This window comes from Pseudomonas sp. HS6-2 (assembly GCF_049325675.2).
Classification (GTDB): domain Bacteria; phylum Pseudomonadota; class Gammaproteobacteria; order Pseudomonadales; family Pseudomonadaceae; genus Aquipseudomonas; species Aquipseudomonas putida_N.
In genome coordinates this window covers 887,143-909,875 of sequence record NZ_CM143906.1, presented here as the reverse complement: position 1 = coordinate 909,875, position 22,733 = coordinate 887,143, and the positions used below count along the sequence as shown (strand labels likewise).

27 protein-coding genes are annotated in these 22,733 nt (G+C 62.5%); 11 read left to right on the top strand and 16 right to left on the bottom strand.

What is annotated here, in order from left to right:
• Positions 1-14: 14 nt before the first annotated feature.
• Complete coding sequence (locus tag ACOKS3_RS04240) at positions 15-275, bottom strand: putative signal transducing protein (protein WP_103445693.1); 261 nt, start codon at positions 273-275, stop codon at positions 15-17.
• Positions 275-457 (bottom strand): CPXCG motif-containing cysteine-rich protein, encoded by a 183-nt coding sequence (locus ACOKS3_RS04235; protein ID WP_027918329.1) that lies wholly within the window; start codon positions 455-457, stop codon positions 275-277. Before ACOKS3_RS04235 ends, ACOKS3_RS04240 begins: the two co-directional genes overlap by 1 nt.
• 123 nt (positions 458-580) lie before the next feature.
• On the opposite strand from ACOKS3_RS04235, the gene ACOKS3_RS04230 reads away from it, so the two are divergent.
• The gene (locus ACOKS3_RS04230; protein WP_082433693.1) at positions 581-1,750 is read left to right on the top strand and encodes a 1-acyl-sn-glycerol-3-phosphate acyltransferase; all 1,170 of its coding nucleotides are present in this window, start codon (positions 581-583) and stop codon (positions 1,748-1,750) included.
• A 37-nt stretch (positions 1,751-1,787) separates the two neighbouring features.
• Here the strand turns inward: ACOKS3_RS04230 and ACOKS3_RS04225 are convergent, their stop codons facing one another.
• Positions 1,788-2,048, bottom strand: a complete 261-nt coding sequence (locus tag ACOKS3_RS04225) for a hypothetical protein (protein WP_103445694.1) — start codon at positions 2,046-2,048, stop codon at positions 1,788-1,790.
• A 160-nt stretch (positions 2,049-2,208) separates the two neighbouring features.
• Between ACOKS3_RS04225 and ACOKS3_RS04220 the strand changes: the two genes are divergently transcribed.
• Positions 2,209-2,415: a hypothetical protein gene (locus ACOKS3_RS04220; RefSeq protein ID WP_422763335.1), complete on the top strand. Its 207-nt coding sequence runs from the start codon at positions 2,209-2,211 to the stop codon at positions 2,413-2,415.
• Between the two features lie 70 nt (positions 2,416-2,485).
• Here the strand turns inward: ACOKS3_RS04220 and ACOKS3_RS04215 are convergent, their stop codons facing one another.
• Positions 2,486-3,070: a YajG family lipoprotein gene (locus ACOKS3_RS04215; RefSeq protein ID WP_054887481.1), complete on the bottom strand. Its 585-nt coding sequence runs from the start codon at positions 3,068-3,070 to the stop codon at positions 2,486-2,488.
• 145 nt (positions 3,071-3,215) lie between these two features.
• On the opposite strand from ACOKS3_RS04215, the gene ACOKS3_RS04210 reads away from it, so the two are divergent.
• On the top strand, positions 3,216-3,449 hold the full coding sequence (locus tag ACOKS3_RS04210) for a hypothetical protein (RefSeq protein ID WP_103445695.1): 234 nt from the start codon (positions 3,216-3,218) through the stop codon (positions 3,447-3,449).
• Positions 3,450-4,053: 604 nt separating this feature from the next.
• A complete protein-coding gene (gene mqo, locus ACOKS3_RS04205; protein WP_422763334.1) occupies positions 4,054-5,559 on the top strand; it encodes a malate dehydrogenase (quinone) in 1,506 nt (501 codons plus the stop codon).
• Between the two features lie 55 nt (positions 5,560-5,614).
• Here the strand turns inward: mqo and ACOKS3_RS04200 are convergent, their stop codons facing one another.
• From ACOKS3_RS04200 to ACOKS3_RS04185, 4 genes are all read right to left on the bottom strand, one after another.
• The gene (locus ACOKS3_RS04200) at positions 5,615-5,905 is read right to left on the bottom strand and encodes a PA4642 family protein (RefSeq protein ID WP_103445697.1); all 291 of its coding nucleotides are present in this window, start codon (positions 5,903-5,905) and stop codon (positions 5,615-5,617) included.
• 67 nt (positions 5,906-5,972) lie between these two features.
• The gene (locus ACOKS3_RS04195; RefSeq protein WP_422763333.1) at positions 5,973-6,443 is read right to left on the bottom strand and encodes a hypothetical protein; all 471 of its coding nucleotides are present in this window, start codon (positions 6,441-6,443) and stop codon (positions 5,973-5,975) included.
• Between the two features lie 52 nt (positions 6,444-6,495).
• On the bottom strand, positions 6,496-6,969 hold the full coding sequence (locus ACOKS3_RS04190; RefSeq protein ID WP_103445699.1) for a WbuC family cupin fold metalloprotein: 474 nt from the start codon (positions 6,967-6,969) through the stop codon (positions 6,496-6,498).
• A gap of 2 nt (positions 6,970-6,971) precedes the next feature.
• A complete protein-coding gene (locus tag ACOKS3_RS04185; RefSeq protein WP_054887476.1) occupies positions 6,972-7,529 on the bottom strand; it encodes a hypoxanthine-guanine phosphoribosyltransferase in 558 nt (185 codons plus the stop codon).
• A 159-nt stretch (positions 7,530-7,688) separates the two neighbouring features.
• Between ACOKS3_RS04185 and upp the strand changes: the two genes are divergently transcribed.
• Positions 7,689-8,327 carry a uracil phosphoribosyltransferase gene (gene upp / locus ACOKS3_RS04180; protein ID WP_011532223.1) on the top strand — a complete coding sequence of 213 codons (639 nt, stop codon included), beginning with the start codon at positions 7,689-7,691 and terminating at the stop codon, positions 8,325-8,327.
• A 2-nt stretch (positions 8,328-8,329) separates the two neighbouring features.
• A complete protein-coding gene (locus tag ACOKS3_RS04175; protein ID WP_103445700.1) occupies positions 8,330-9,595 on the top strand; it encodes a uracil-xanthine permease family protein in 1,266 nt (421 codons plus the stop codon).
• 45 nt (positions 9,596-9,640) lie between these two features.
• On the opposite strand, the gene hemH is transcribed toward ACOKS3_RS04175, so the two are convergent.
• Together hemH and ACOKS3_RS04165 are read right to left on the bottom strand one after the other, a co-directional pair.
• On the bottom strand, positions 9,641-10,654 hold the full coding sequence (gene hemH, locus ACOKS3_RS04170) for a ferrochelatase (protein ID WP_422763332.1): 1,014 nt from the start codon (positions 10,652-10,654) through the stop codon (positions 9,641-9,643).
• 13 nt (positions 10,655-10,667) lie between these two features.
• On the bottom strand, positions 10,668-11,573 hold the full coding sequence (locus tag ACOKS3_RS04165) for a TIGR01777 family oxidoreductase (RefSeq protein WP_103445702.1): 906 nt from the start codon (positions 11,571-11,573) through the stop codon (positions 10,668-10,670).
• Positions 11,574-11,760: 187 nt separating this feature from the next.
• On the opposite strand from ACOKS3_RS04165, the gene ACOKS3_RS04160 reads away from it, so the two are divergent.
• From ACOKS3_RS04160 to ACOKS3_RS04140, 5 genes are all read left to right on the top strand, one after another.
• Positions 11,761-12,747, top strand: a complete 987-nt coding sequence (locus ACOKS3_RS04160) for an NAD(P)/FAD-dependent oxidoreductase (protein WP_103445703.1) — start codon at positions 11,761-11,763, stop codon at positions 12,745-12,747.
• Positions 12,748-12,855: 108 nt separating this feature from the next.
• On the top strand, positions 12,856-13,824 hold the full coding sequence (locus tag ACOKS3_RS04155) for a YbgA family protein (protein WP_103445704.1): 969 nt from the start codon (positions 12,856-12,858) through the stop codon (positions 13,822-13,824).
• Positions 13,814-14,713, top strand: coding sequence for a MerR family transcriptional regulator (locus tag ACOKS3_RS04150; protein WP_422763331.1), 900 nt, complete (start codon positions 13,814-13,816; stop codon positions 14,711-14,713). The genes ACOKS3_RS04155 and ACOKS3_RS04150 overlap by 11 nt, the downstream gene beginning before the upstream one ends.
• Positions 14,704-16,146, top strand: a complete 1,443-nt coding sequence (gene phrB, locus ACOKS3_RS04145) for a deoxyribodipyrimidine photo-lyase (RefSeq protein ID WP_422763330.1) — start codon at positions 14,704-14,706, stop codon at positions 16,144-16,146. Before ACOKS3_RS04150 ends, phrB begins: the two co-directional genes overlap by 10 nt.
• Positions 16,143-16,841: an SDR family oxidoreductase gene (locus ACOKS3_RS04140; RefSeq protein WP_103445707.1), complete on the top strand. Its 699-nt coding sequence runs from the start codon at positions 16,143-16,145 to the stop codon at positions 16,839-16,841. Before phrB ends, ACOKS3_RS04140 begins: the two co-directional genes overlap by 4 nt.
• A 110-nt stretch (positions 16,842-16,951) precedes the next feature.
• On the opposite strand, the gene ACOKS3_RS04135 is transcribed toward ACOKS3_RS04140, so the two are convergent.
• The 6 genes from ACOKS3_RS04135 to hemA all read right to left on the bottom strand — a co-directional run bounded on the left by ACOKS3_RS04135 (position 16,952) and on the right by hemA (position 22,302).
• A complete protein-coding gene (locus ACOKS3_RS04135; RefSeq protein WP_103445708.1) occupies positions 16,952-17,470 on the bottom strand; it encodes an acyloxyacyl hydrolase in 519 nt (172 codons plus the stop codon).
• A gap of 106 nt (positions 17,471-17,576) precedes the next feature.
• Positions 17,577-18,374: a glutamate racemase gene (gene murI / locus ACOKS3_RS04130; protein ID WP_103445709.1), complete on the bottom strand. Its 798-nt coding sequence runs from the start codon at positions 18,372-18,374 to the stop codon at positions 17,577-17,579.
• Positions 18,367-19,122 carry a molybdopterin-synthase adenylyltransferase MoeB gene (locus ACOKS3_RS04125; protein ID WP_422763329.1) on the bottom strand — a complete coding sequence of 252 codons (756 nt, stop codon included), beginning with the start codon at positions 19,120-19,122 and terminating at the stop codon, positions 18,367-18,369. The genes murI and ACOKS3_RS04125 overlap by 8 nt, the downstream gene beginning before the upstream one ends.
• Positions 19,116-19,946 (bottom strand): peptide chain release factor N(5)-glutamine methyltransferase, encoded by an 831-nt coding sequence (gene prmC / locus ACOKS3_RS04120; RefSeq protein ID WP_103445711.1) that lies wholly within the window; start codon positions 19,944-19,946, stop codon positions 19,116-19,118. The genes ACOKS3_RS04125 and prmC overlap by 7 nt, the downstream gene beginning before the upstream one ends.
• Complete coding sequence (gene prfA, locus ACOKS3_RS04115) at positions 19,946-21,028, bottom strand: peptide chain release factor 1 (RefSeq protein ID WP_103445712.1); 1,083 nt, start codon at positions 21,026-21,028, stop codon at positions 19,946-19,948. The genes prmC and prfA overlap by 1 nt, the downstream gene beginning before the upstream one ends.
• A complete protein-coding gene (hemA, locus tag ACOKS3_RS04110) occupies positions 21,025-22,302 on the bottom strand; it encodes a glutamyl-tRNA reductase (RefSeq protein ID WP_103445713.1) in 1,278 nt (425 codons plus the stop codon). The genes prfA and hemA overlap by 4 nt, the downstream gene beginning before the upstream one ends.
• Between the last annotated feature and the right edge of the window lie 431 nt (positions 22,303-22,733).

Below are 22,733 nucleotides of genomic sequence, written 5' to 3'. Positions count from 1 at the left end.
GGCGATTTCAGAACCTAGCAGATCAAGGTACCGGGATGACTCTCCGGCTCGTCGCCGACAAGCGGCTCGGCACCATTGTACGCATCGATCAGTTGCCGTGCGTATTCGGCCTGTTGGTCGGGCACCGCCAGCCCGAGCAGCCCCTGCAACGGCAACTCACCAGCAGCGCCGATCAGGTCGCGGCCGACCAGGTGCACTTCGATGCCCTCGCTGACAAGCATGCCCAGCAGCATTTCGGCCTCCAGCAGGTTTTCCGGTTCGTAGATCCGCCGCATCAGTCGTTCTCACCGTAGACATCCAGCATCCATTCGTCGCCATGAACCTGCAGCACGAAGCGAATAGGCTTGCAGCACACCTGGCAGTCCTCGATGTATTCCTGGTCGCCGCCGGACAGGTCCACTGTCGTTTCAACTTCTTCACCACAATAAGGGCAATCGTAGAACGCTTGTTCGAGCATCGCGGCCTCCGAGGTGACTTGTGCGTATAATTGCCGGTCTGTTTACAGGGCTTGCGTGTGCACGAGCCGTTTTTCGGGCCCCACCCCTTACCTTATTACCCTAGCCGTTTCCAACAAGAGAGCATGATGGGCGAATTCGATGCCATCCGACCGTACGACGATGCTGAGGTCCCTGCCGTTCTGGCACGCCTGCTCAGCGACCCGGCATTCCTCGATATCCTCACCCACTTCAAGTTCCCGCGCGCGGCCGGCGCCCTCGGCTGGCTGCTCAAGCCGCTGATCGCCCGGCGCCTGCGCAAGGAATTTGCCGGTGTCACCTGTGTGTCGACCCTGCAGGACAAAGTCGAGTACTACGTCGACCAGACCATCGAGCGCGCCACCGACGGCGTCACCTACTCCGGCGTCGAACAGCTCAAGTCGGGCACTGCCTATCTGTTCCTGGCCAACCACCGCGACATCGTCATGGACCCGGCCTTCGTCAATTACGCGGTGTACCACGCCGGCCTGCCGACTCCGCGCATCGCCATCGGCGACAACCTGCTGCAGAAGCCGTTCGTCAGCGACATGATGCGCCTGAACAAGAGCTTCATCGTGCACCGCTCGATCAGCGGCCGCCGCGAAAAGCTCGCGGCCTACCAGTTGCTCTCGGCCTACATCAACCACTCGATCCGCAATGACGGCACGTCGATCTGGATCGCCCAGGCCGAAGGCCGCGCCAAGGACGGTGATGACCGTACCGACTCGGCAATCCTCAAGATGTTCCACATGAGCCGCAAGGACGAGCCGTTCGGCGCGGTGATCCAGAGCCTGAACCTGATCCCGGTGTCGATCAGCTACGAATACGACCCCTGCGACCAGGCCAAGGCCCGCGAGCTGTATATCCGCGCCACCACCGGCACCTACAAGAAGGCACCGGGCGAGGACGACAACAGCATCGCCAAGGGCATCACAGGCTACAAAGGCCGGGTGCACATCAACTTCGCCCCGCCAGTGACCGAGTACTACGAGGACACCAAGCAGCTGGCACAGGAAACCGACCGGCAGATCCTCGGCGGCTACCGCCTGTTCCCGGTGCATTACCTGGCCTATGCGATGTGGAGCGAGAAGGACGAGGCACTGCAGGTGCCTAGCGCCGAGAAGGTGTTCCCGGCCGAAGAGCTGGCCAAGGCCAGGGAAGAATGGCAGCGCCGCCTGGATGCCTGCCCCGAGGAACAGCGGCCGTATCTGGTGTTGCAGTATGCGACGCCGGTGCGCAACCAGTATCAGGTCAAGCAGCAGGCGCCTGTCGCCTGATCAATCCGCTTGGGGCCGCAATGCGGCCCCAAGCGTTTCAGATCCAGGTGCTGAACCATGACAGCAGCAACGCCATGGCCAGGCAGGAAAACCCGAGGATGTAGTAGTAGCGCGGCACTCGCTGGTCGAAGGCATCCACCGCCCCCTCTTCCACTGCCAGGCTCTCCCGACCGGTCGCCTCACGCCGCCGCGCATTCTGCAGCAGCAACCCGCCAGGGCAGGTCAGCAACAGCGCCAGCAGATTGATCAGCTTGGTAGGGTGGGCGGAAAGAAAGCCCCAGAGCACTTGCAACGACATCACGCAACCTCGGTCATAGCCACAGCGAAGCTCGGCATTCTACCGGAGTCCGACCCGTCCGCCCGGCCTGGGCGACAAAGTGTCACTTGATTTCATCTGTAACATGCTCGTCATCAGGGCAGGCCACTCTATCGGCCTTTTCCCGTACCGGAGCTTGTTGATGCTGCACGCCGAAAACCAGGACCGCCTCTATCTCGTAGCTCAGAGCGATGAGCAGCAGGCGTTGATCGATGGTTTTGCCATCAATGTCCAGGACCGCCAGTGGCTGGTTTACTGCGCGCTGGGTGGACATGTGCACGAGGATCTGCCCGAGGTGGATGCAAGCACCGGCGTCAGCTTGCTGGATTTCCAAATCGAAGCCGCCTAGGTGGGTGCAGACAACAAAAAACCCGCTGCCTGGCGCTCAGGTAGCGGGTTTTTCGTTTGCAGCGTGAGGCTTACTCGCCCAGCACCTGACCGATAGTCGGGTCCTTGAACAGGCGGGTCAACGCATCGCTCAGTACATCGCCCACCAGCTGGGTGTTGGTGTCCTGATTCGGCGCCATGCCGAAGCGTTGGTCCAGCGAAGCACCGTAGCGGCCACTGTAACGGCGGCTGGCATTCTGCACATCGGCACGGAAGGTGGCGCCGATGGTGGCCTCGGTCACGTACAGGTTGTCTTTCGGCGACTGGTATTTCAGTTCAGCCAGGGTCACGGTCAGCTGCGGTGCGTTGTAGGCGTTAGGCGTCGGGGTGAAGCCGAGCAGGCGCACGGCGGCTTCGGCCTGGGCCTGCAGCTTGGGCACGACATCATTGCCACTGACGCTGATGGTGCTGGTTTCAGGGTACATGCCTCCACGGGTGCCCAGGGACTGCGAAGCACGCCCATCGACCACCTTGACCACTACCGGCTGGCCGTGGCCGACCGGTGCGAGCTGAGCCTTGAGCGTGGGTTGCGGGCTGAGTTGTTGCGGGCTGTGGGCACAACCGACCAGGCTGAGGCTGGCCACGGCAATCAAACCGAACAACAGACGTTGCAACATGCGCGTTTCTCCAGAAAATACGGCAAAGGCCCACAGTATACCCAGCCAGGCACAGACCAGTCATCGGCCCCGCCCGCTTGTCACAATCGTTTCATGGCCGTGCCCTTATCCTTGCGCCAAGCCCAAACGCACAGGACGCACCGCCATGGCTTCGCTCTGGACACTGCTCTGCCAACGCCCGCGCCACAATGCCTACGCTCGCCTCGACGGCGAAGGCAAATGCCTGGCCTTCAAGCAATGCAGCCAGGTACCCAGCGGTAGCGGATGGGTGCAGATCGGCGAAATCCAGCTGGCTTGGCTGGGCCGTGAACTGCCCGCCGAAGCCCGGGTTTGCGCCCGCGCAAGCCGCCGCTGGCACCAGCGCATCCTCGCGGCCTGACAAACGCTGCAATAAAAACCACGAATTACGACCTTTCTGCCCGCGACATCGTTATAATCTCCCCCCGATTATAAGGACGTCTCCTGATCGGGCCCCGCACTTGCCGATTGACCCCGGCACCTTCACCCGCTTCGCCCACAGAGAGCCTTCCACTCAGGTCTTGCATCGGCTGTCGTGCCTGCTTTTCCGGCCCTTCGCACTGCATGAACCTGTGGGTTGCCATCGCGCAGTCCCCTTTTGAGGTTCACGTCTCCAAAAGAGCGTGAAAAAACGGTTTTCACTACTTCACAAGAGTGTGGCGAGCAAATGAACAGTCTGGCATGTGCAAAAGCGGCAGATGTGTCCCGAACAGCCCTGAACAGGCGGCTGATGCGCTCATTTCGGATGAGTGCCTGAGGTCGTTCCATAGCGCACGCACGACACCTTGACCATAAGTCGAATTGCCGCACCCGTGGCAATCAGGGTTCAATATCGCAACCCAAAGACTGATTGGCGGTGTCCGCGGAAGTGGCAAGAACTGCGAAGAGTCGGACATGGCGATCCTGGCAACCCCAGTGGTCCTATGCTGTCAATTAGGTAGCTGTAGATTGTGGAGACGCGTTAAATGGCGCAGAACGAATCGGTTGATGTGGTATTGGTAGGCGCGGGCATCATGAGTGCCACCCTGGCCGTACTGCTCAAGGAGCTTGACCCGACCCTGAAGCTTGAGGTCGTCGAGGCAATGGACTCCGGAGCCGCGGAAAGCTCCAACCCCTGGAACAACGCAGGCACCGGCCACGCCGGCCTATGCGAGCTTAACTACACGCCCCAGGCCGCCGATGGCAGCATCGACATCAAGAAGGCCGTGCACATCAACACCCAGTTCGAGGTTTCGCGCCAGTTCTGGGCTTACCTGAGCAAGAAGAGCACCTTCGGCTCGGCACGTGCATTCATCAACCCGGTCCCGCACCTGAGCTACGTCGAAGGTGACAAGGGTGTGTCCTTCCTGAAGAAGCGTTTCGAGATGCTCAAGCAGCATCACGCCTTCGCCGAGATGGAATACACCGAAGACAAGGCCGTGATGAACCAGTGGATGCCGCTGATGATGCCAGGCCGCCCGGCCGACCAGCACATCGCCGCAACACGCGTGGCCAAAGGCACCGACGTCAACTTCGGGGCACTGACCAACAAGCTGCTCAAGGTGCTGGGCGACAGCGCGGACGCGCAGGTCAAGTACAGCAAGAAAGTCGTCGGCCTGCGCCGTAACGGCAGCGGCTGGACCGTGAGCATCAAGGACGTCAACAGCGGCGGCGCCCGCGAAGTCGATGCCCGCTTCGTGTTCCTCGGCGCCGGCGGCGCGGCCCTGCCGCTGCTGCAACTGTCCGGCATCCCGGAAAGCAAAGGCTTCGGCGGCTTCCCGGTGAGCGGCCAGTGGCTGCGTTGCGACAACCCGGAAATCGTCAAGCAGCACCAGGCCAAGGTGTACAGCCAGGCTGCGGTCGGCGCACCGCCGATGTCGGTGCCTCACCTGGACACCCGCGTGGTGGACGGCAAGACTTCGTTGCTGTTCGGCCCATACGCCGGTTTCACCACCAAGTTCCTCAAGCACGGCTCGCTGATGGACCTGCCGCTGTCGGTGCGCATGGGCAATATCGGCCCGATGCTGGCTGTGGCCCGCGACAACATGGACCTGACCAAGTACCTGGTCAGCGAAGTGATGCAGTCGATGGAACAGCGCCTGGAGTCCTTGCGCCGCTTCTACCCACAGGCCAAAGCTGAAGACTGGCGCCTGGAAGTGGCTGGCCAACGCGTGCAGATCATCAAGAAGGACCCGAAGAAAGGCGGCATCCTGCAGTTCGGTACCGAGCTGGTCTCGGCACAGGACGGCAGCCTGGCAGCACTGCTCGGCGCCTCGCCAGGTGCTTCGGTAACCGTGTCGATCATGCTTGAACTGATCGAGCGCTGCTTCCCCGAGCAGGCCAAAGGTGCCTGGGCTGCCAAGCTCAAGGAAATCTTCCCGGCCCGCGAGAAGGCCCTGGCCGCCGATGCAGCGCTGTACCGCAAGATCAGTGCCGACAACGATGTGGCACTGGAACTGGTGGAAGACAGCCCGGCCAAGCACTACGCCTGAGCCAGCCTGAAACGAAAAAACGCCCCTCGGGGCGTTTTTTTGTGCCTGGGCTTTATCAGCCGCGGGCCTTGGCGATGATCTCGACGTACTCCGGCGCGTTACGCTGGTCGGCGATGACTTCGACGAAGGTCTTGCCGTGCTCGTCCTTGCCATCCAGGTCCAGGCCAGCCTCGACGAAGAAGCCCACGAAGCGCTCGAAGTCATCGATGCGCAGGCCGCGGTAGCCTTTGATCAGCTTGTGGTGCGAAGGCGAGGTCACGCCATCGGCTGGCTCAAACTGGAGGAACGACTTGATGTAGTCGTCACTGATTTCGTCACCAATCACCTGCTTCTTGTCTTTGCGCATTGCCGGCTCCAACTGACCATCATGGAATTTCGAAGGCCGGCAGTTTACCCCCCACAGGCGGCACGCCTCAACGCGAACGTACGGTGCCGGTGTGTAGGTCGGCCCAGATGTGGCCATTGGCGTAGGTCAGGAACTGCACAAAGACCGTCTCGTTGCGCAACAGGTCCATGATCACCCGGTAGTCGCTGACGGGGTAATTGAGGCTCAGAGTGCGGGTCTTGTCATCGTACACCGGCTTCTTGAGGCTTTTGCCGGCCTCACCGTCGAAATTCAGCAACACTTGGCTGATTGTCGCCCCCTTGCTCAGCGGCTTGCCCTTCAGGCGCATCTGCAGCGAAGCAGTGATCGGAATCGGCTGCTGGTCGGACTGGCGCTGGGCTCCCACCACCACCGAGTAGTCGGTTACTTGCAGCAACTGCTGGCCGGTCGGCGCGTCCTGGCGCAGGGACTGGTCATCGGGCGGGAGGAACTGGCTGTGCAGCGGCGCGGCGGCGAGAGGCAGGCTCATCGCCAGCAGCAGGGGAAGAATCGCACGCATGTGAGGCTCCTTGGCATGAAGGAGCACTCTAGCATGCAGGCAACGGCAGGCTTCAATCGAACTGAGCGAGCATCCAGGCTTGGTACTCAGCCACGCCGGGTTCACCTTCACGTGGCGCCCAGGTCGCATGCTCACCCTCGACCAACTGGCGATAAGGGCCGGCCTTGCACTCGAACATGATGGTGTTGGCGTCGAGCGCCACCAGGCCATGGTAGACGCCCGGCGGCAGGTCCACGCCCATGCACTCGCCACCGGCTTCGAGGATACGCGTGCTGGTCAACGCGCCATGCTCATCGAACAGCAACAGGCCGAGGCGGCCCTTGAGCACCAGCAAGGTTTCGGCCTTGTCGTCACTCAGGTGCCGGTGCGGTGCGATATAGGTCGAGGGCTGCATGCCGATCGCCAGGCGGTGGCAAGGGTCTTCCATGTCATGGAAGTTGTGATGGTGCCGCAAACGCGGCGCGTCGGCGGCTTTTTTTGCCAGCCCGGAAAACAGCGTTTGATCGATGAACTCAGGCTGGATCATGGTTACAGTCCCTTGACTGCGAAGATGCCGTTTGCGTTACGCCAGTAGCCTTTATAGTCCATTCCGTAACCAAAGATATAGCGATCAATGCACGGCAGGCCGGCATAGCTGGCCTTCAGGCCTGGGCTGGCCTTGCGGTCGTGGTCCTTGTCGATCAGCACGGCAGTGTGCACAGCGCGTGCGCCGGCATGCTTGCAGAACTCGATGATGGCGCTGAGGGTGTGGCCTTCGTCGAGGATGTCATCGACGATCAACACGTCGCGGTCGATGAACGACACTTCCGGCTTGGCCTTCCAGAACAACTCGCCACCACTGGTCTGGTTGCGATAACGGGTGGCATGAATGTACGAGACCTCCAGCGGGAACTGCAGGTGGGTCAGCAGTTTGCCGGCAAAGATCAGGCCGCCGTTCATCACGCAGAACACCACTGGGTTGGTGTCGTGCAGGTCCTTGCAGATCTGTTCGCCGACCTTGGCGATGGCCGCTTCGACTTCGGCTTCGTTGTATAGGCAGTCTGCCTCGCGCATGACTTGACGGATGTGCTCGAGATCGGCGGACATGGCGCTCTCCAGGGGGCATTTTGGAAAAGCGGGCAAAGGTACGCATCCGCTCGTCACAGATCAAGCATTTATGGACTAACGTGCAAAAGGACTGCACGACAGCAAAGGCTGAATAGATTAATCTAGCGCGGTTTTTTTGCCCGCCTTTCGGAGCCCCCTATGCCTACTCGTGAGATCCGCCACCCGCTGATCCGCCACAAGCTCGGCCTGATGCGCCGTGCCGACATCAGCACCAAGAATTTTCGCGAACTCGCCCAGGAAGTCGGCGCGCTACTGACCTACGAAGCCACCCAGGACCTGCCCCTCGAAACCTACGAGATCGACGGTTGGTGCGGCAAGGTGCAAGTTGAAAAAATCGCCGGCAAGAAGATCACCGTGGTCCCGATCCTGCGCGCCGGTATCGGCATGCTCGACGGCGTGCTCAGCCTGATCCCGGGCGCCAAGGTCAGCGCTGTCGGCGTTGCCCGCAACGAGGAAACCCTCGAAGCGCACACCTACCTGGAAAAGCTCGCACCGGACATCAACCAGCGCCTGGCCCTGATCATCGACCCTATGCTCGCCACCGGCGGCTCGATGGTCGCCACCATCGACCTGCTGAAGAAGGCCGGTTGCAAGGAGATCCGCGCCATGGTGCTGGTCGCCGCACCAGAAGGCATCGAGGTGGTGGAAAAAGCCCACCCGGACGTCCAGATCTACACCGCGTCGATCGACCAGCGCCTGAACGAGCATGGTTACATCGTCCCAGGCCTGGGCGATGCCGGTGACAAGATCTTCGGCACCAAGCAGAAGGACGCCTGACCATGCAGGACGGCTTCAACGACCCGCTCTGGCGCCAGGTCGTCTCGGGCGCGCAGATGCTCTTCGTGGCATTCGGCGCGCTGGTGCTGATGCCGCTGATCACCGGCCTCGACCCGAACGTGGCGCTGTTCACCGCCGGCATCGGCACCCTGCTGTTCCAGCTGGTCACCGGCCGTCAGGTTCCGGTATTCCTGGCTTCGAGCTTTGCCTTCATCACCCCGATCATCCTCGCCAAGGGCCAGTTCGGCCTGGCCGAGACCATGGGCGGCGTAATGGCCGCAGGCTTCGTGTATACCTTCATGGGCCTGATGGTGAAGATCAAGGGGACCGGCTTCATCGACCGCATGCTGCCACCCGTGGTGATCGGCCCGGTGATCATTTCCATCGGCCTGGCCATGGCCCCGATCGCCGCCAACATGGCGATGGGCAAGGCCGGTGATGGCACTGCGCTGATGCCATACAAGACTGCGATGCTGATCTCCATGCCGGCCCTGCTGACGACATTGATCGTTGCCGTGTTCGGCAAAGGTATTTTCCGCCTGGTACCGATCATCTCGGGCGTGCTGGTAGGCTTTGCCCTGTCGTTCGCCTTTGGCGTGGTCGACACCGCCAAGATCGCCGCCGCACCGTGGCTGGAAATCCCCAACTTCACCGCGCCGGCCTTCAACTGGCAGGCCATCCTGTTCATCGTCCCGGTCGCCCTGGCGCCAGCGATCGAGCACATTGGCGGGGTGATTGCAGTCGGCAGCGTGACCGGCCGCGACTACCTGAAGAAGCCCGGCCTGCACCGCACCTTGCTGGGTGACGGCCTGGCCACCACCGCAGCCGGCCTGTTCGGCGGCCCGCCCAACACCACCTACGCCGAAGTGACCGGCGCGGTGATGCTGACCAAGAACTACAACCCGAAGATCATGACCTGGGCGGCAGTCTTTGCCATCACCCTGGCCTTCATCGGCAAGTTCGGCGCGCTGCTGCAGAGCATCCCGGTACCGGTGATGGGGGGCATCCTGTGCCTGCTGTTCGGTTCGATCGCGGCGGTGGGCATGAACACCATGATCCGCCACAAGATCGACCTGGCCGAAGCGCGCAACCTGGTGATCGTCTCGGTGACCCTGGTGTTCGGTATCGGCGGTGTGCTGATCGGTAGCGGCGACGGCCCGGACGACTGGGGCCTGAAGGGTATTGCCCTGTGCGCCATCGTGGCCATTGCCTTGAACCTGATCCTGCCAGGCAATGACGGCTGGAAGCACAAGAAGCTGGATGTGTAGGAGCGGCCTTATGTCGCGAAGGGGCCGCAAAGCGGCCCCCTCAATTCAGACCTTCTCGCACATCCCCGCCAGCACCTTCACCCACTCGGGGTGATCATTCAGGCACGGCACCAGCACCAACTCCTTGCCGCCCGCCTCGACAAACTGCTCGCTGCCACGCATGCCGATCTCTTCCAGCGTCTCGATGCAATCGGCAACGAACGCCGGGCACATCACCAGCAGTTTCTTCACCCCTGCCTTGGCCAGCTCATCCAGGCGCGTCTCGGTGTAGGGTTCGATCCATTTGGCCCGCCCCAGTCGCGACTGGAACGACACCGACCACTTGCCGTCCGCAATGCCCATCTTCCTCGCAAAGGCCTTGGCCGTCGCCAGGCATTGCCCGCGGTAGCACACCGCGCGCATCTCGGCGCTGGCATCCTTGCAGCAGTCTGCCGCCTGGAAGTCATGCTTGCCGGTCGGGTCGAGCTTCTTCAGATGGCGCTCAGGCAGGCCATGGAAGCTCAGCAGCAGGTGGTCGTAATCCTGCTGCAGATACGGTTTGGCGCTGGCGACCAGGGCATCGATATACGCCGCATGATCGTAGAACGGTTGCAGCACCCGCAGCTCCAACGGCAAGTGCCGCTCGGCAACAGTCTGTTTTGCCTGCGCCACCACCGTGGTCACCGTGCTGTCGGCAAACTGTGGATAAAGCGGAGCCAGGGTCACCTTGCGCACACCTTGTGCAGCCAGGCGCGCCAGCACTTCGGGCAACGCTGGCTCACCGTAGCGCATGGCAACTTCCACCGGCCCGTGTGGCCAGTGCTCGACCATCGCCGCCTGCAGGCGCCGGGTCAGCACTACCAGCGGCGAGCCTTCATCCCACCAGATCGAGGCGTAGGCATGCGCCGACTGCTCCGGCCGTTTGACCAGGATCAGCGACACCAACAGACGCCGCACCGGCCATGGCAGGTCGATCACATAAGGGTCCATGAGGAACTGGTTGAGGTAGCGGCGCACATCGGCCACCGAGGTGGAGGCCGGGGAACCCAGATTGACCAGCAGCAGAGCGTGATCGGTCATGCAGCGTCCTATGTCAGAGGCGGCTGGACAGGTTGCCCAGAGCCGATTGCAAATCGTTGAAGCGGAAAGCGAAGCCTGCCGCCAGCAAGCGCACCGGGCGTGCTCGCTGGCCGCCAAGCAGCAAGGTCGACAACTCGCCGAGGCCGGCCTTGAGCAGCAGGCCGGGCATGGGTACGAATGCTGGCCGGTGCAGGGCACGCCCCAGCTGCCTGGCGAAGTCGCGGTTGCGTACCGGCTCTGGCGCGCAGGCATTATAAGGACCGCTGGCATCCTTGTGCTGCAAGAGAAAATCAATCAGGCCGATCTGGTCGTCGATGTGCACCCACGGCATCCATTGCCGGCCATCACCCAACGGCCCGCCCAGCCCCAGCTTGAACGGCAGGCGCAGGCGCGACAAGAAGCCGCCGTCACTCGCCAGTACCAACCCGGTACGCACCAGCACCACGCGAATACCAAGGTGCTGCGCACGCTGGGCGGTTTCCTCCCAGGCGATGCACAGCTGACTGGCGAAGTCTTCGCGAACCGGCGGCGAGGCTTCGGTCAGTTCGCGCTCACCGCCATCGCCGTACCAGCCCACGGCGGAACCGGAAATCAGCACTTCTGGGCGCTGTTCACGGCTGCCCAGCCAGGCCAACAGTTGCTCGGTGAGCGTGATGCGGCTGGCCCACAACAGGTTGCGACGCGCTGCCGACCAGGGCCGATCAGCGATCGGCGCACCGGCCAGATTGACCACTGCGTCCACTTGCTCATCGGCGCTCAGGTCTTCCAACCGACCAATGCCCCGCACCCCACTGCCACACAATCGCGGCACTTGATCAGGGCGCCGGCTCCACACGGTCAGACGATGGCCATTGCCGAGCCAGTACTGGCAAAGGTGCTGGCCGATCAACCCTGTACCACCTGTCAGCAATATATGCATGACTGTGTCCTCGCAGCGTGCTGCCATGGTCTATTTTTAACAACAAGGCACTTTTCCAGACCCATCGCTATCGGATAACCATAGGCCAACATGCCTATGAAGCGGAATAACCTTATACAAAGATTTTTTATTGTACAGGTTTTACTGACAGCGTAGTCTGCCTACAGCAAGGTTCGAAGAGGCCATCATGACAGTACCTATTGCCATCATCGGTGCCGGTATCGCCGGTTTGTCTGCCGCCCAGGCGCTGCAAAAGGCCGGGCAATCGGTCCATTTGTTCGACAAGGGCCACGGCAGTGGCGGGCGCATGGCCAGCAAGCGCAGCGAAGCCGGCGCCCTCGACCTTGGCGCGCAGTACTTCACTGCTCGTGACCGGCGCTTCGTCGAACAGGTGCAGCAGTGGGTCGCCGCCGGCTGGGCGGAGCAGTGGAAGCCGCAGCTGTACAACTACCGCGATGGCGAACTCACCCCCTCCCCCGACGAACAAACCCGCTGGGTCGGCGTGCCACGCATGAGCGCCATCACCCGCGGCCTGCTCAAGGACGTCACGGTGAACTTCGGCTGCCGTATCGCCGAGGTGTTCCGCGGCAAGCAATTCTGGCACCTGCAGGACACCGAAGGTTGCAGCCATGGCCCGTTCAGCCGCGTGGTGATCGCCGTGCCCGCGCCCCAGGCCACCCAGTTGCTGGCCGCCACGCCCAAGCTCGCTGCCGTGGCGGCCGGTGTGCAGATGGAGCCGACCTGGGCCGTCGCCCTGGCCTTCCAGGCACCACTGGACACGCCGATGCAAGGCTGCTTCGTGCAAGACAACGCGCTCGGCTGGCTGGCCCGTAACCGCAGCAAACCCGGCCGTGAAGAACACCTCGATACCTGGGTACTGCACGCCACGTCCGACTGGAGCAAGCAGCACATCGACTTGGCCAAGGAGGAAGTGATCGAGCAACTAAGGGGAGAATTCGCCGAGCTGGTGGGCTGCGTGGTACCGGCGCCGAGCTTCGCCCTGGCGCACCGCTGGCTGTATGCGCGACCAACCAGCAATCATGAATGGGGCGCACTGGCCGATGCCGATCAAGGCCTGTATGCCTGTGGCGACTGGTGCCTATCAGGCCGCGTCGAAGGCGCCTGGCTCAGTGGCCAGGAAGCCGCGCGACGGCTGCTGGAACATCTCGAATAACATCATTCGGGAAAGCTATACAAAAATACTAGTTTGCATAAGTTTCTGGCTGTGCTGGAATGAACTTGTACGCGCTTGCTTCCATGTACAAGTTTCTAGGAGACAGCCATGCACCAACCCGCCCCCGCACATAAGCACCGTATCGCCATCAGCGCCTGCCTGACCGGCCATAGTGTGCGCTACAACGGCGGGCACAAGGCTTCCGATCTGTGCCGTGAACAACTGCAAGCGCATTTCGATTGGCTACCGGTATGCCCTGAGGTTGCCATTGGCCTGGGCGTACCACGCGATCCGATACGTTTGGTGGGTGACCCCGCGCAGCCAGCCGTGGTCGGCACGCGCAACCCAGGCATGGACCTGACCGGCCCTCTGCGCAACTATGGCGAGCAGATGGCCGATGAGCTCGATGACATCTGTGGCTACATCTTCATGCAGAAGTCCCCTTCCTGTGGCCTGGAGCGGGTCAAGGTCTATCAGGACAACGGTTACCCTGCGCCGCAAGGTGGCACGGGCGCCTACGCCGCTGCCTTCTGCGCCCGTCGCCCCGACTTGCCTGTCGAAGAGGAAGGTCGCCTGCACGACCCAGTGCTGCGCGAAAACTTCATCAGCCGCGTCTATGCCTACGCCGACTGGCAGCAATTGCGGGCGCAAGGCTTGAGCCGAGGCGCTTTGGTACGCTTCCATTCACGCTACAAGTACCTGCTGATGGCGAACAACCCCCAGGCCTATCGCCAGCTCGGCCGCCTGCTGGGCAGCATGAGCCGGGAGGATGACCCCGAACAGATCGGGCCTCGCTATTTCAGCCAGCTGATGCAGGCTCTGCGTCGTTGCGCCAGCCGGGGTACCCACTGCAACGTCCTGCAGCACCTGAGCGGCTACTTCAAGGACTCGCTGACGCAGCAGGACAAGGCCGAACTGCAGCACCTCATCGGCCAGTACCAACAAGGCGAGGTACCCTTGGTGGTGCCACTGACCCTGCTCAAGCATCACCTGCGCAAGCACCCTGATCCCTATCTGCAGCAACAGACCTACCTGCAGCCGCACCCCGACAGCCTGGGCCTGCGCAATGCTGTCTGAAACACTGATGCCGATTGGCGAACTGGCCCGGCGCACCGGCGTCCACCCAGTCACCTTGCGTGCCTGGGAGCGCCGCTATGGCCTGCTCAAGCCGCAACGCACCGCCAAGGGGCATCGTTTGTACGGGCAAGACCAATTCGAGCGGGTGCTGGCAATTCTCGCCTGGCTTGAACGCGGTGCTTCGGTCGGCCAGGTACGCGAACTAATCGAACAGCCAGTAGAGCGGGCACCGATGGGCGACTGGCAACCGCGCCAGCAGCAGCTGCTCGAAGCCATCGCCCATCTTTCCCAACGCAGCCTCGATCAGCAACTGAACCAGGTCATGGCCTTGTACCCCGCCGTGACACTGTGCGAACAGTTGCTACTGCCGCTGCTGGAATCCCTCGCCGTTCGCTGGCGCAGCCACTTCAACGCGCGCCTTGAACAGGTGTTCTTCCACACCTGGCTGCGCAGCAAGCTAGGGGCGCGGGTGTACCACGACAATCAATCGTTGCAAGGGCCAGCGGTGCTGCTCTGTGAAGACAGCGAGCGCCCGTTCGACCCCAGCCTGTGGCTGTGCGCCTGGCTGTTGAGCAGCAACGGCATCCCCGTAGAGGTGTTTGAGCAACCGATGGGCGGCACGCAGCTGCAACGCGCCGTGATCACCCTGCAACCGAGGGCAGTACTGATGCACCTTGGCCCACGCATCGACGCCAGCGCCCTGCTGCGCACCTTGCAGGGCATCGCCGGGATCAAGCTGCTGGGCGGCGCCACCCTCGCCCTGCACCAGGCCCAGCTGCACGCGTTCGATCTGCCCGACCTTTTCCTGTTCGATACCCCGCAGGCGGCATTGCGTTTGCTGCAAGGCAATGTCCGCCGGCCTGGAGAGACGAGTGCCCCATGCAACTGATCTGGCTGCGCAGCGACCTGCGCATCAATGACAACTCCGCCCTCAGCGTCGCCTGCGAACGCGGCCCGACCGTGGCTTTGTGGCTGGTTAGCCCCGGCCAATGGCAGGCCCACGACGACGCCGCCTGCAAGGTCGACTTCTGGCTGCGCAACCTGCGCCAGCTGCGCCAGTCGCTGGACCTGCTGAATATCCCGCTGCTGGTGCGCAAGGTCGACACTTGGGAGCAGGCACCGGCCACCTTGCTCGAAGTCTGCCGCCAGCATGCTATCGAGGCGGTGCACTGGAACGATGAATACGGCGTCAATGAAGAACGTCGCGATGCAGCCACGCGCAAGCTGCTGGAGGATTCCGGTGTCCGCACCCACAGCTACCTCGACCAGCTGTTCTTCCGCCCCGGCACCATCCTGACCCGCAGCGGCGACTACTTCCAGGTCTTTTCCCAGTTCAAGAAAGTCTGCCTCGAACACCTGCACCGCAGCCTGCCGTCACTGGCCCAACGGGTGACACGCCAGCAGCCGCTGGCTATCACCAGCGACCCGATCCCCCAGCATATCGAGGGCTTCGACAAGCCTGCCCGCACACTGAGCGAACACTGGCCCGCCGGTGAAGACGAAGCGCAAGCGCGGCTGGCCCGCTTTCTCGATGAAACGGTCAAGGACTATGGGTACCTGCGCGACCTCCCGGCCAAGCCTGGCACCAGCCAGCTTTCAGCCTACCTGGCCGCAGGCGTGATCTCGCCCCGCCAATGCCTGCATGCCGCCCTCGCCAGCAACCGTGGCGAATTCGACAGTGGCAGCAGCGGCGTCCAGACATGGATCAACGAGCTGCTCTGGCGCGAGTTCTACAAGCATATCCTGACCGGTTATCCACAGGTCTCACGGCATCGGGCCTTCCGCGCGCAGACCGAAGCCCTGCCCTGGCGCGATGCGCCGGACGACTTCCAGGCCTGGCAGGAGGGACGTACCGGCTTCCCGATCATCGACGCAGCGATGCGCCAACTGCTGCACACCGGCTGGATGCACAACCGCCTGCGCATGATCGTCGCCATGTTCCTCAGCAAGAACCTGCTGATCGACTGGCGCCTGGGCGAACGCCACTTCATGCGCCATCTGATAGACGGCGATCTGGCCGCCAATAATGGTGGTTGGCAGTGGAGTGCCTCCACCGGCACCGACGCAGTGCCCTATTTCCGTATCTTCAATCCGGTTTCGCAGTCGCAGCGGTTCGACCCCGAAGGACGCTTCATCCGCCACTGGCTACCGGAATTGCGCGGCCTGGATGAAAAATCTATCCATCAGCCGGTGAAGTCTGCTGATCTTTTTGCTAATAATTCCTATCACAGTCCAATAGTCGATCTCAGTAGTAGCCGCCAACGTGCGCTGGAAGCCTTCAAGGGCCTACCACGCCGGCAGGATCAGAGGGCAGTATCTTGAATCACTCGCGTAGTTTCTGGGTTACGGGGGCCAGCAATGGACTGGGTCTGGCCCTGGTGGAGCGATTGCTCGAGCAAGGGCACCGGGTTGCCGCAAGTAGCAAGGAAGGCGAGGAGCTGAAGGCACTGGCCGTGCGCCATGGCAGCCGGCTGTTGATCTTGCCTTGGCAATTGCATGAGGAAGGCGAGGCTACCAGCGCGGCAGAGCAGATATGCCATGCCTGGTGCTCGCTGGATGTATTGATCATCAACGCCGGGACCAGTGACTACCTGGCCGATGACGTGGCGGACAGCGATGTGTTCGAGGCCATCGTCAATGACAACCAACTGGCTGGCGAGCATTGCCTGGCCAGCGCGCAACCGTTGTTGGCACAGGGGCATAGGCCGCAGGCCATGGCGATTTTCAACCGTTATTCAGCCTTGCAGCTCTACTCACCGACGCAAGTGTCGGCGGGCTGGAACAATGTGCCGCAGTGGGCGCGTGAACAGCGCCAGGCGTTGAAGGACCAGGGGATCGACCTCACCGTGGTGGCACCGCAGTCGCTGAAGACTCCAGTGACTTCCGCGCAGGCTGTACCAGATGCCTGGACGCCGCAGAGTGCGGCGCAGGAGCTGATCTCTCGCTTGGCGTTGCGCGAGCCCGAGTTGGTATTGGAGGTGCTGGATATCAGCACTCTGTGGCCGCTGCCTCGCTGAGCTCTGTATCTCCTGGCCTGGCCTCTTCGCGGGACAAGCCCGCTCCTGCAAGCCCAGCGCTGTACCTGCAGGAGCGGGCTCGTCCCGCGAAGAGGCCGGCACAGGAGAAGTCACAGCGCCATGCGGTAATGCAGGCTGTAGCTCTCGACACCGTCGTTAGGGTTCTTGAGCCCGGCATTGGAATAGTGAATCGCCCTTACCCCGATCTCATGCCCACCAGCAAAACGCAGGCCGAAACCAATCCTGTCTTCGAACTGGAAAGCCGAGCCAAGCTCGTTGCTCTCGACCTCGGTATTGGCAAACGCCGCCACACCAATCCCCGCTTCGATATAGGGCTTCACCGAATTCCCGGCGAACTCATAGACGAACACTGGCGCAAAGGACAGGCTGTGGTTGCTCGACGTCTCATCACCCTCCCAGTAGGTATAGGCGCCGTCCCAATAGCCCGTCAGCCGGCCAACGCTGGTCTGCCACCAGCTTGCATCCCAGTTGGACTGCAGGCCCAGCCGGTAGACCATGGTGGAATCACCGGTCTGCCCCACCGAAAACGATACATCGGCCGCTTGCGCTGCCATCACGTGCCCCAGGGTAAAGGCGGCAACTGCCGCCAAACCGAGCCGTTTCTTCATGGGAAACTTCCTTATTCCTGATGCTGTTATTAGTGTTCGCCTTGTAGCAGGCAAATCGGTAGAAATCGGTAATGCAAAGATAGTTCAGCTGTATTTCACGTTTTTTTTACAACTGAAAGCTTTGCACACTGTCCGACTTATGCCACAGCACTGGCAGGATTTTTCTCAGGGACTGCGGTTCGGCGCTGCTCCAGAACGCCGCGTCGCGGGCAGGCCCGTCGGCCAGCAGGTCCCGCGCGGCCAGCAGGCGTTGCAGCTGGCGCGCCACGGCGGCACCGGTATCGATGATGGCCACATCGGCAGGCACCATCTGCGCCAGCAGCGGGCGCAGAAACGGGTAATGGGTGCAGCCGAGGATCAACGTATCGCAGCCAGCGGCCAACAGCGGCTGCACATACCCCTGCAGCAACTGGCGCAACTGCGGGCTGCCGAGGTCACCGGTTTCGATCAGCTCGACCAGCCCCGGGCAGGGCTGGGTGACCACTTGCACGTCGTTAGCGAAGCGGTCAAGCAAGGCAGCAAACTTGGCACTTTGCAAGGTACCGGTGGTAGCCAGCACGCCGACCACGCCCGAGCGGGTGGCGGCAGCGGCAGGCTTGACCGCCGGCTCCATACCGACCAAGGGCCAGTCGGGGTACAACTCGCGCAGGTCGGCAACCGCAGCCACAGTCGCGGTATTGCAGGCCAGGACCATTGCCTTGGCACCTTGTGCCTGGAAGAACTCGGCGATGCGCCGGCAGCGCTGGCGGATGTAGTCCGGGGACTTCTCGCCATAGGGCACATGACCACAATCAGCCACGTACAGGAGTGACTCGTCTGGCAGCAGGCGCTGGATCTCGGCGAGTACCGACAAGCCGCCCACCCCCGAGTCCATCACGCCGACCGGCGCCGAGCGCTCAGCCATCGCGCTTGCCACACACGGCACAAGCCGGGTCACGCTTGACCCGCAGCTCACGCAGCCGCGTGCCTAGGGCATCGATCAACAGCAAACGGCCAATCAGCGGTTCGCCAAAGCCGGCCAGCAGCTTCATCGCCTCCAGTGCCTGCAGGCTACCGACCAGCCCCACCAGCGGGCCGATCACGCCGGCTTCGCTGCAGGTCAGCTCGTCTTCGCTGCCGTGGCCGTACAGGCAGTGGTAGCAAGGGCTGTAGTCACGGCGCGGGTCGAACACCGACAACTGGCCTTCCAGGCGGATCGCCGCGCCGCTCACCAGCGGTTTACCCGCCGCGAAGCAGGCCGCATTGACCGCCTCCCGCGTACCGAAGTTGTCGGAGCAGTCCAGCACCAGGTCGACTGCAGCCACTGCGGCGGCCAGGGAGTCTTCGTCCAGTGCCTGGCGGTGGGCGACCAGCGCGATCTCGGGGTTGATCGCCTGCAGCCGCTGCAACGCCGAATCCACCTTGCTCATGCCGACGCTGTCGCTGTCATGGATGACCTGCCGTTGCAGGTTGGTCAGGTCGACGGTGTCGAAGTCGGCCAGGTGCAGCTCCCCCACGCCCGCAGCCGCCAGGTACAGCGCCACCGGCGAGCCGAGGCCGCCGAGGCCGACGATCAATGCCTTGCTGTGCTTGAGCCGCAGCTGGCCGTCGATGTCCACCTGGGCCAGCAGAATCTGCCGGCTGTAACGCAACAGTTCCTGATCGCTCAGCATGGCAGGCGCCCCAGTGAAATACGCTCGTGGCCGCCTAGGTCCTTGCGGCTGGCCACTTCGGTGAAGCCTTGCGCGCTCAGCAGAGCACGCACGTCCGTAGCCTGGTCGTAACCATGCTCGAGCAGCAGCCAGCCACCTGGCAACAGATGTTCTGGCGCATGGGCGACGATCACCCGCAGGTCATCGAGTCCATCGGTACCCGCCACCAGGGCACTGCTGGGCTCAAAACGCACGTCGCCTTCGACCAGGTGTGGGTCTTCGGCGCGGATGTATGGCGGGTTGCTGAGAATCAGGTCGAAACGCTGCCCGGCCAGGCTGCCAAACCAATGGCTGGCAAGCACCTGGACGTTGCCCAGGCCCAGACGCTGGCGATTGCGCTCGGCCAGCGCCACGGCTTCCTCGACGCGGTCCACGGCCGTCACCTGCCAGGCCGGGCAATCGCTGGCCAAGGCCAGGGCAATGGCGCCGGTGCCGGTACCCAGGTCGAGGACCTTGGCTGACGATGCAGGCTGCAGCTCCAACGCAGTTTCGACCAGCAGTTCGGTATCCGGGCGCGGTATGAGTGTATGTGGCGCCACTTCCAGATCGAGCTTCCAGAAGCCCTGCTGCCCCAGGATGTAGGCCACCGGCTCGCCGGCACGGCGGCGCTGCAGGTAGCTGGCGTAGGTCTCGGCATCTTCGCTGCTGACGATGCGCTCGGGCCAGGTGTGCAGGAAGCTGCGCGACTTGCCAATGGCGGCAGCCAGCAGCAGTTCGGCGTCCAGGCGCTCGCTGGGCGAGTCTGGCAGCTGCGCGTTGCGCAAGAGGCTGGCAATGATGGTCATCAGTCCCCCAGGGCAGCCAGTTGGTCGGCTTGGTATTCGGCCAGCAACGGTTCGATCACGGCCTCCACGCCACCGGCAAGGATGTCGTCGAGGGAGTACAGGGTCAGGTTGATGCGGTGATCAGTCACCCGCCCCTGTGGATAATTGTAGGTACGGATGCGTTCGGAGCGGTCGCCGGAACCGACCAGCAGCTTGCGCTCGCTGGCAATGGCGTTCTGCGCGGCGCTGGTCTGCATGTCGTTGAGCTTGGCGGACAGCCAGGACATGGCGCGGGCGCGGTTCTTGTGCTGCGAGCGCTCTTCCTGGCACTCGACCACGATGCCGGTGGGCAAGTGGGTGATGCGGATCGCCGAGTCGGTCTTGTTCACGTGCTGACCGCCGGCGCCCGAGGCGCGGTAGGTGTCGACGCGCAGGTCGGCCGGATTGATCTCGATTGCCGCTTGTTCATCGGGCTCGGGCAGCACGGCCACGGTACAGGCCGAGGTATGGATACGGCCCTGGGATTCGGTTTCCGGCACACGCTGAACACGGTGCGCACCAGACTCGAATTTGAGCTTGGCGTACACATTATCGCCTTCGACACGGGCAATGATCTCTTTATAGCCGCCGTGCTCGCCCTCGTTCTCGGAGAGGATCTCCAGGCGCCAGCCGCGCTTCTCGGCATAGCGCGAGTACATGCGGAACAGGTCGCCAGAGAAGATTGCCGCCTCGTCACCACCAGTGCCAGCGCGGATTTCGAGGAACACGTTGCGACCATCGTTGGGGTCCTTGGGCAGCAGCATGCGCTGCAAGTGGGACTCCAGCTCGACCAGCTGCTCCTTGGCTTCGCGTACTTCCTCGACGGCCATCTCGCGCAGGTCGGGGTCGGCGTCCTTGAGCAGCGCCTGGGCGCCTTCGAGGTCGTCCTGCACCTTGCGCCACTCTTTATAGGCGGCGTAAACCGGCTCGACTTCGGCGTATTCGCGGGAATAGGCGCGGAAGCGGGTCTGGTCGGATATGACTTCGGCGTCACCAAGCAGCGCGGTGAGTTCCTCGAAGCGGTCCTGGAGAATCTCCAGTTTGTTCAGCAGCGACGCTTTCATTGCGGGGATTTGTCCGTCGAGCCCTCGTTGAGGGCAAAGAGTTCCTGGGCCATGGCCAGCGCATCGAGGCGGCCCTCGGCCGAGAGCTTTTTCAGCTGCACGCTAGGGGCATGCAGGAGTTTGTTGGTCAGGCCCCGGGCCAGTTGCGCCAGTACATCCTCGGGGTTGCCGCCATTGGCCAGCAGGCGTTGGGCCTTTTGCAGTTCTTCGTCACGCAGGCGCTCGCTTTGCTGGCGGTAGGCACGCAGCACATCGACGGCGGCCAGTTCGCGCAGGCGCAGCATGAAGTCTTCGGCGCCCACCGAAACCAGCTCCTCGGCGGCCTGGGCTGCGCCCTGGCGGCTCTTGAGGTTTTCCGCGACCACTTCGTGCAGGTCATCGACGGTGTACAGGTAGACGTCGTCGAGTTCGCTCACTTGCGGCTCGATGTCGCGCGGCACGGCGATATCGACCATGAAGATCGGTTTGTGCCGGCGTTGCTTCAGCGCGCTTTCCACTGCGCCCTTGCCGAGGATCGGCAGCTGGCTGGCGGTGGAGCTGATGACGATGTCGCTGTTGGCCAGCTCCTGCGGGATGTCGGCCAGCAGCACGGCATGGGCCCCGAACTGCTCGGCGAGAATGCTCGCCCGCTCCAGGGTGCGGTTGGCCACGACGATGCGGCGCACACCTTGTTCATGCAGGTGGCGGGCGACCAGGGTGATGGTTTCGCCGGCGCCGATCAGCAGGGCCTGACTGCGGCCCAGGTCACTGAAGATCTGCTTGGCCAGGCTGACCGCGGCGAATGCCACGGAAACCGGGTTTTCGCCGATCGCGGTGTCGGTGCGCACCTGCTTGGCGGCGCTGAAGGTCGCCTGGAACAGGCGCCCGAGCAGCGGGCCGATGGTGCCGGCCTCACGCGCCACCGCGTAGGCGGACTTCATCTGGCCGAGGATCTGCGGTTCGCCAAGCACCAGCGAATCGAGCCCGGAGGCCACCCGCATCATGTGCTTCACTGCATCGTGCTCTTCATGGACGTAGGCACTGGCGCGCAGCTCATCCAGGCTCAGCCGGTGATACGCGGCCAGCCATTGCAGGACGGCGTCGGCGGACAGGTGGTCCTGCTCTATATAAAGCTCGCTACGGTTGCAGGTCGACAGGATCGCCGCCTCACGGCTGGCGGTCAGTCGGCAGAGCTGCTGCAGGGCGTCTACCAGCTGCTCTGGGGTAAACGCCACGCGCTCGCGTACGTCTACCGAGGCAGTCTTATGGTTGATACCAAGTGCAAGAAAGGCCATGCAAGGTCGCTGGTTGTGACAAGAAGCCGATAATTGTCCTCTTTCGCAGGTTTTAGAACAACCACCGTTCGCTATTGTCGCGATAGACCAGGCCGGCCCGGCCCCGGAGGCCCTCCCTGCCATGGCTGAGGCAAGCACGAAACCTGTGGGAGCGGGCTTGCCCGCGAAGAGGCCAGAGCAGACCAAGCCAAAATCTTTTGAGCCTCCTCCCTCACCAGGCTGCTCGCCCCGAACGATTGCACAGCTTGCGGGTAATATTTCCCACAAAAACACCTTTCAATGAAATCTTTCGACATATCCACAGCGAAGTTATCCACAATCTTGTAGTCCATTTCCCAAATATAGCCCCCTCTATTGCGATGCTCAATATCGATGCCTAGCCTTGCCAATCACTGACCGGTTCAAGTTCCTCGCCAGAAATTCAATCCCTT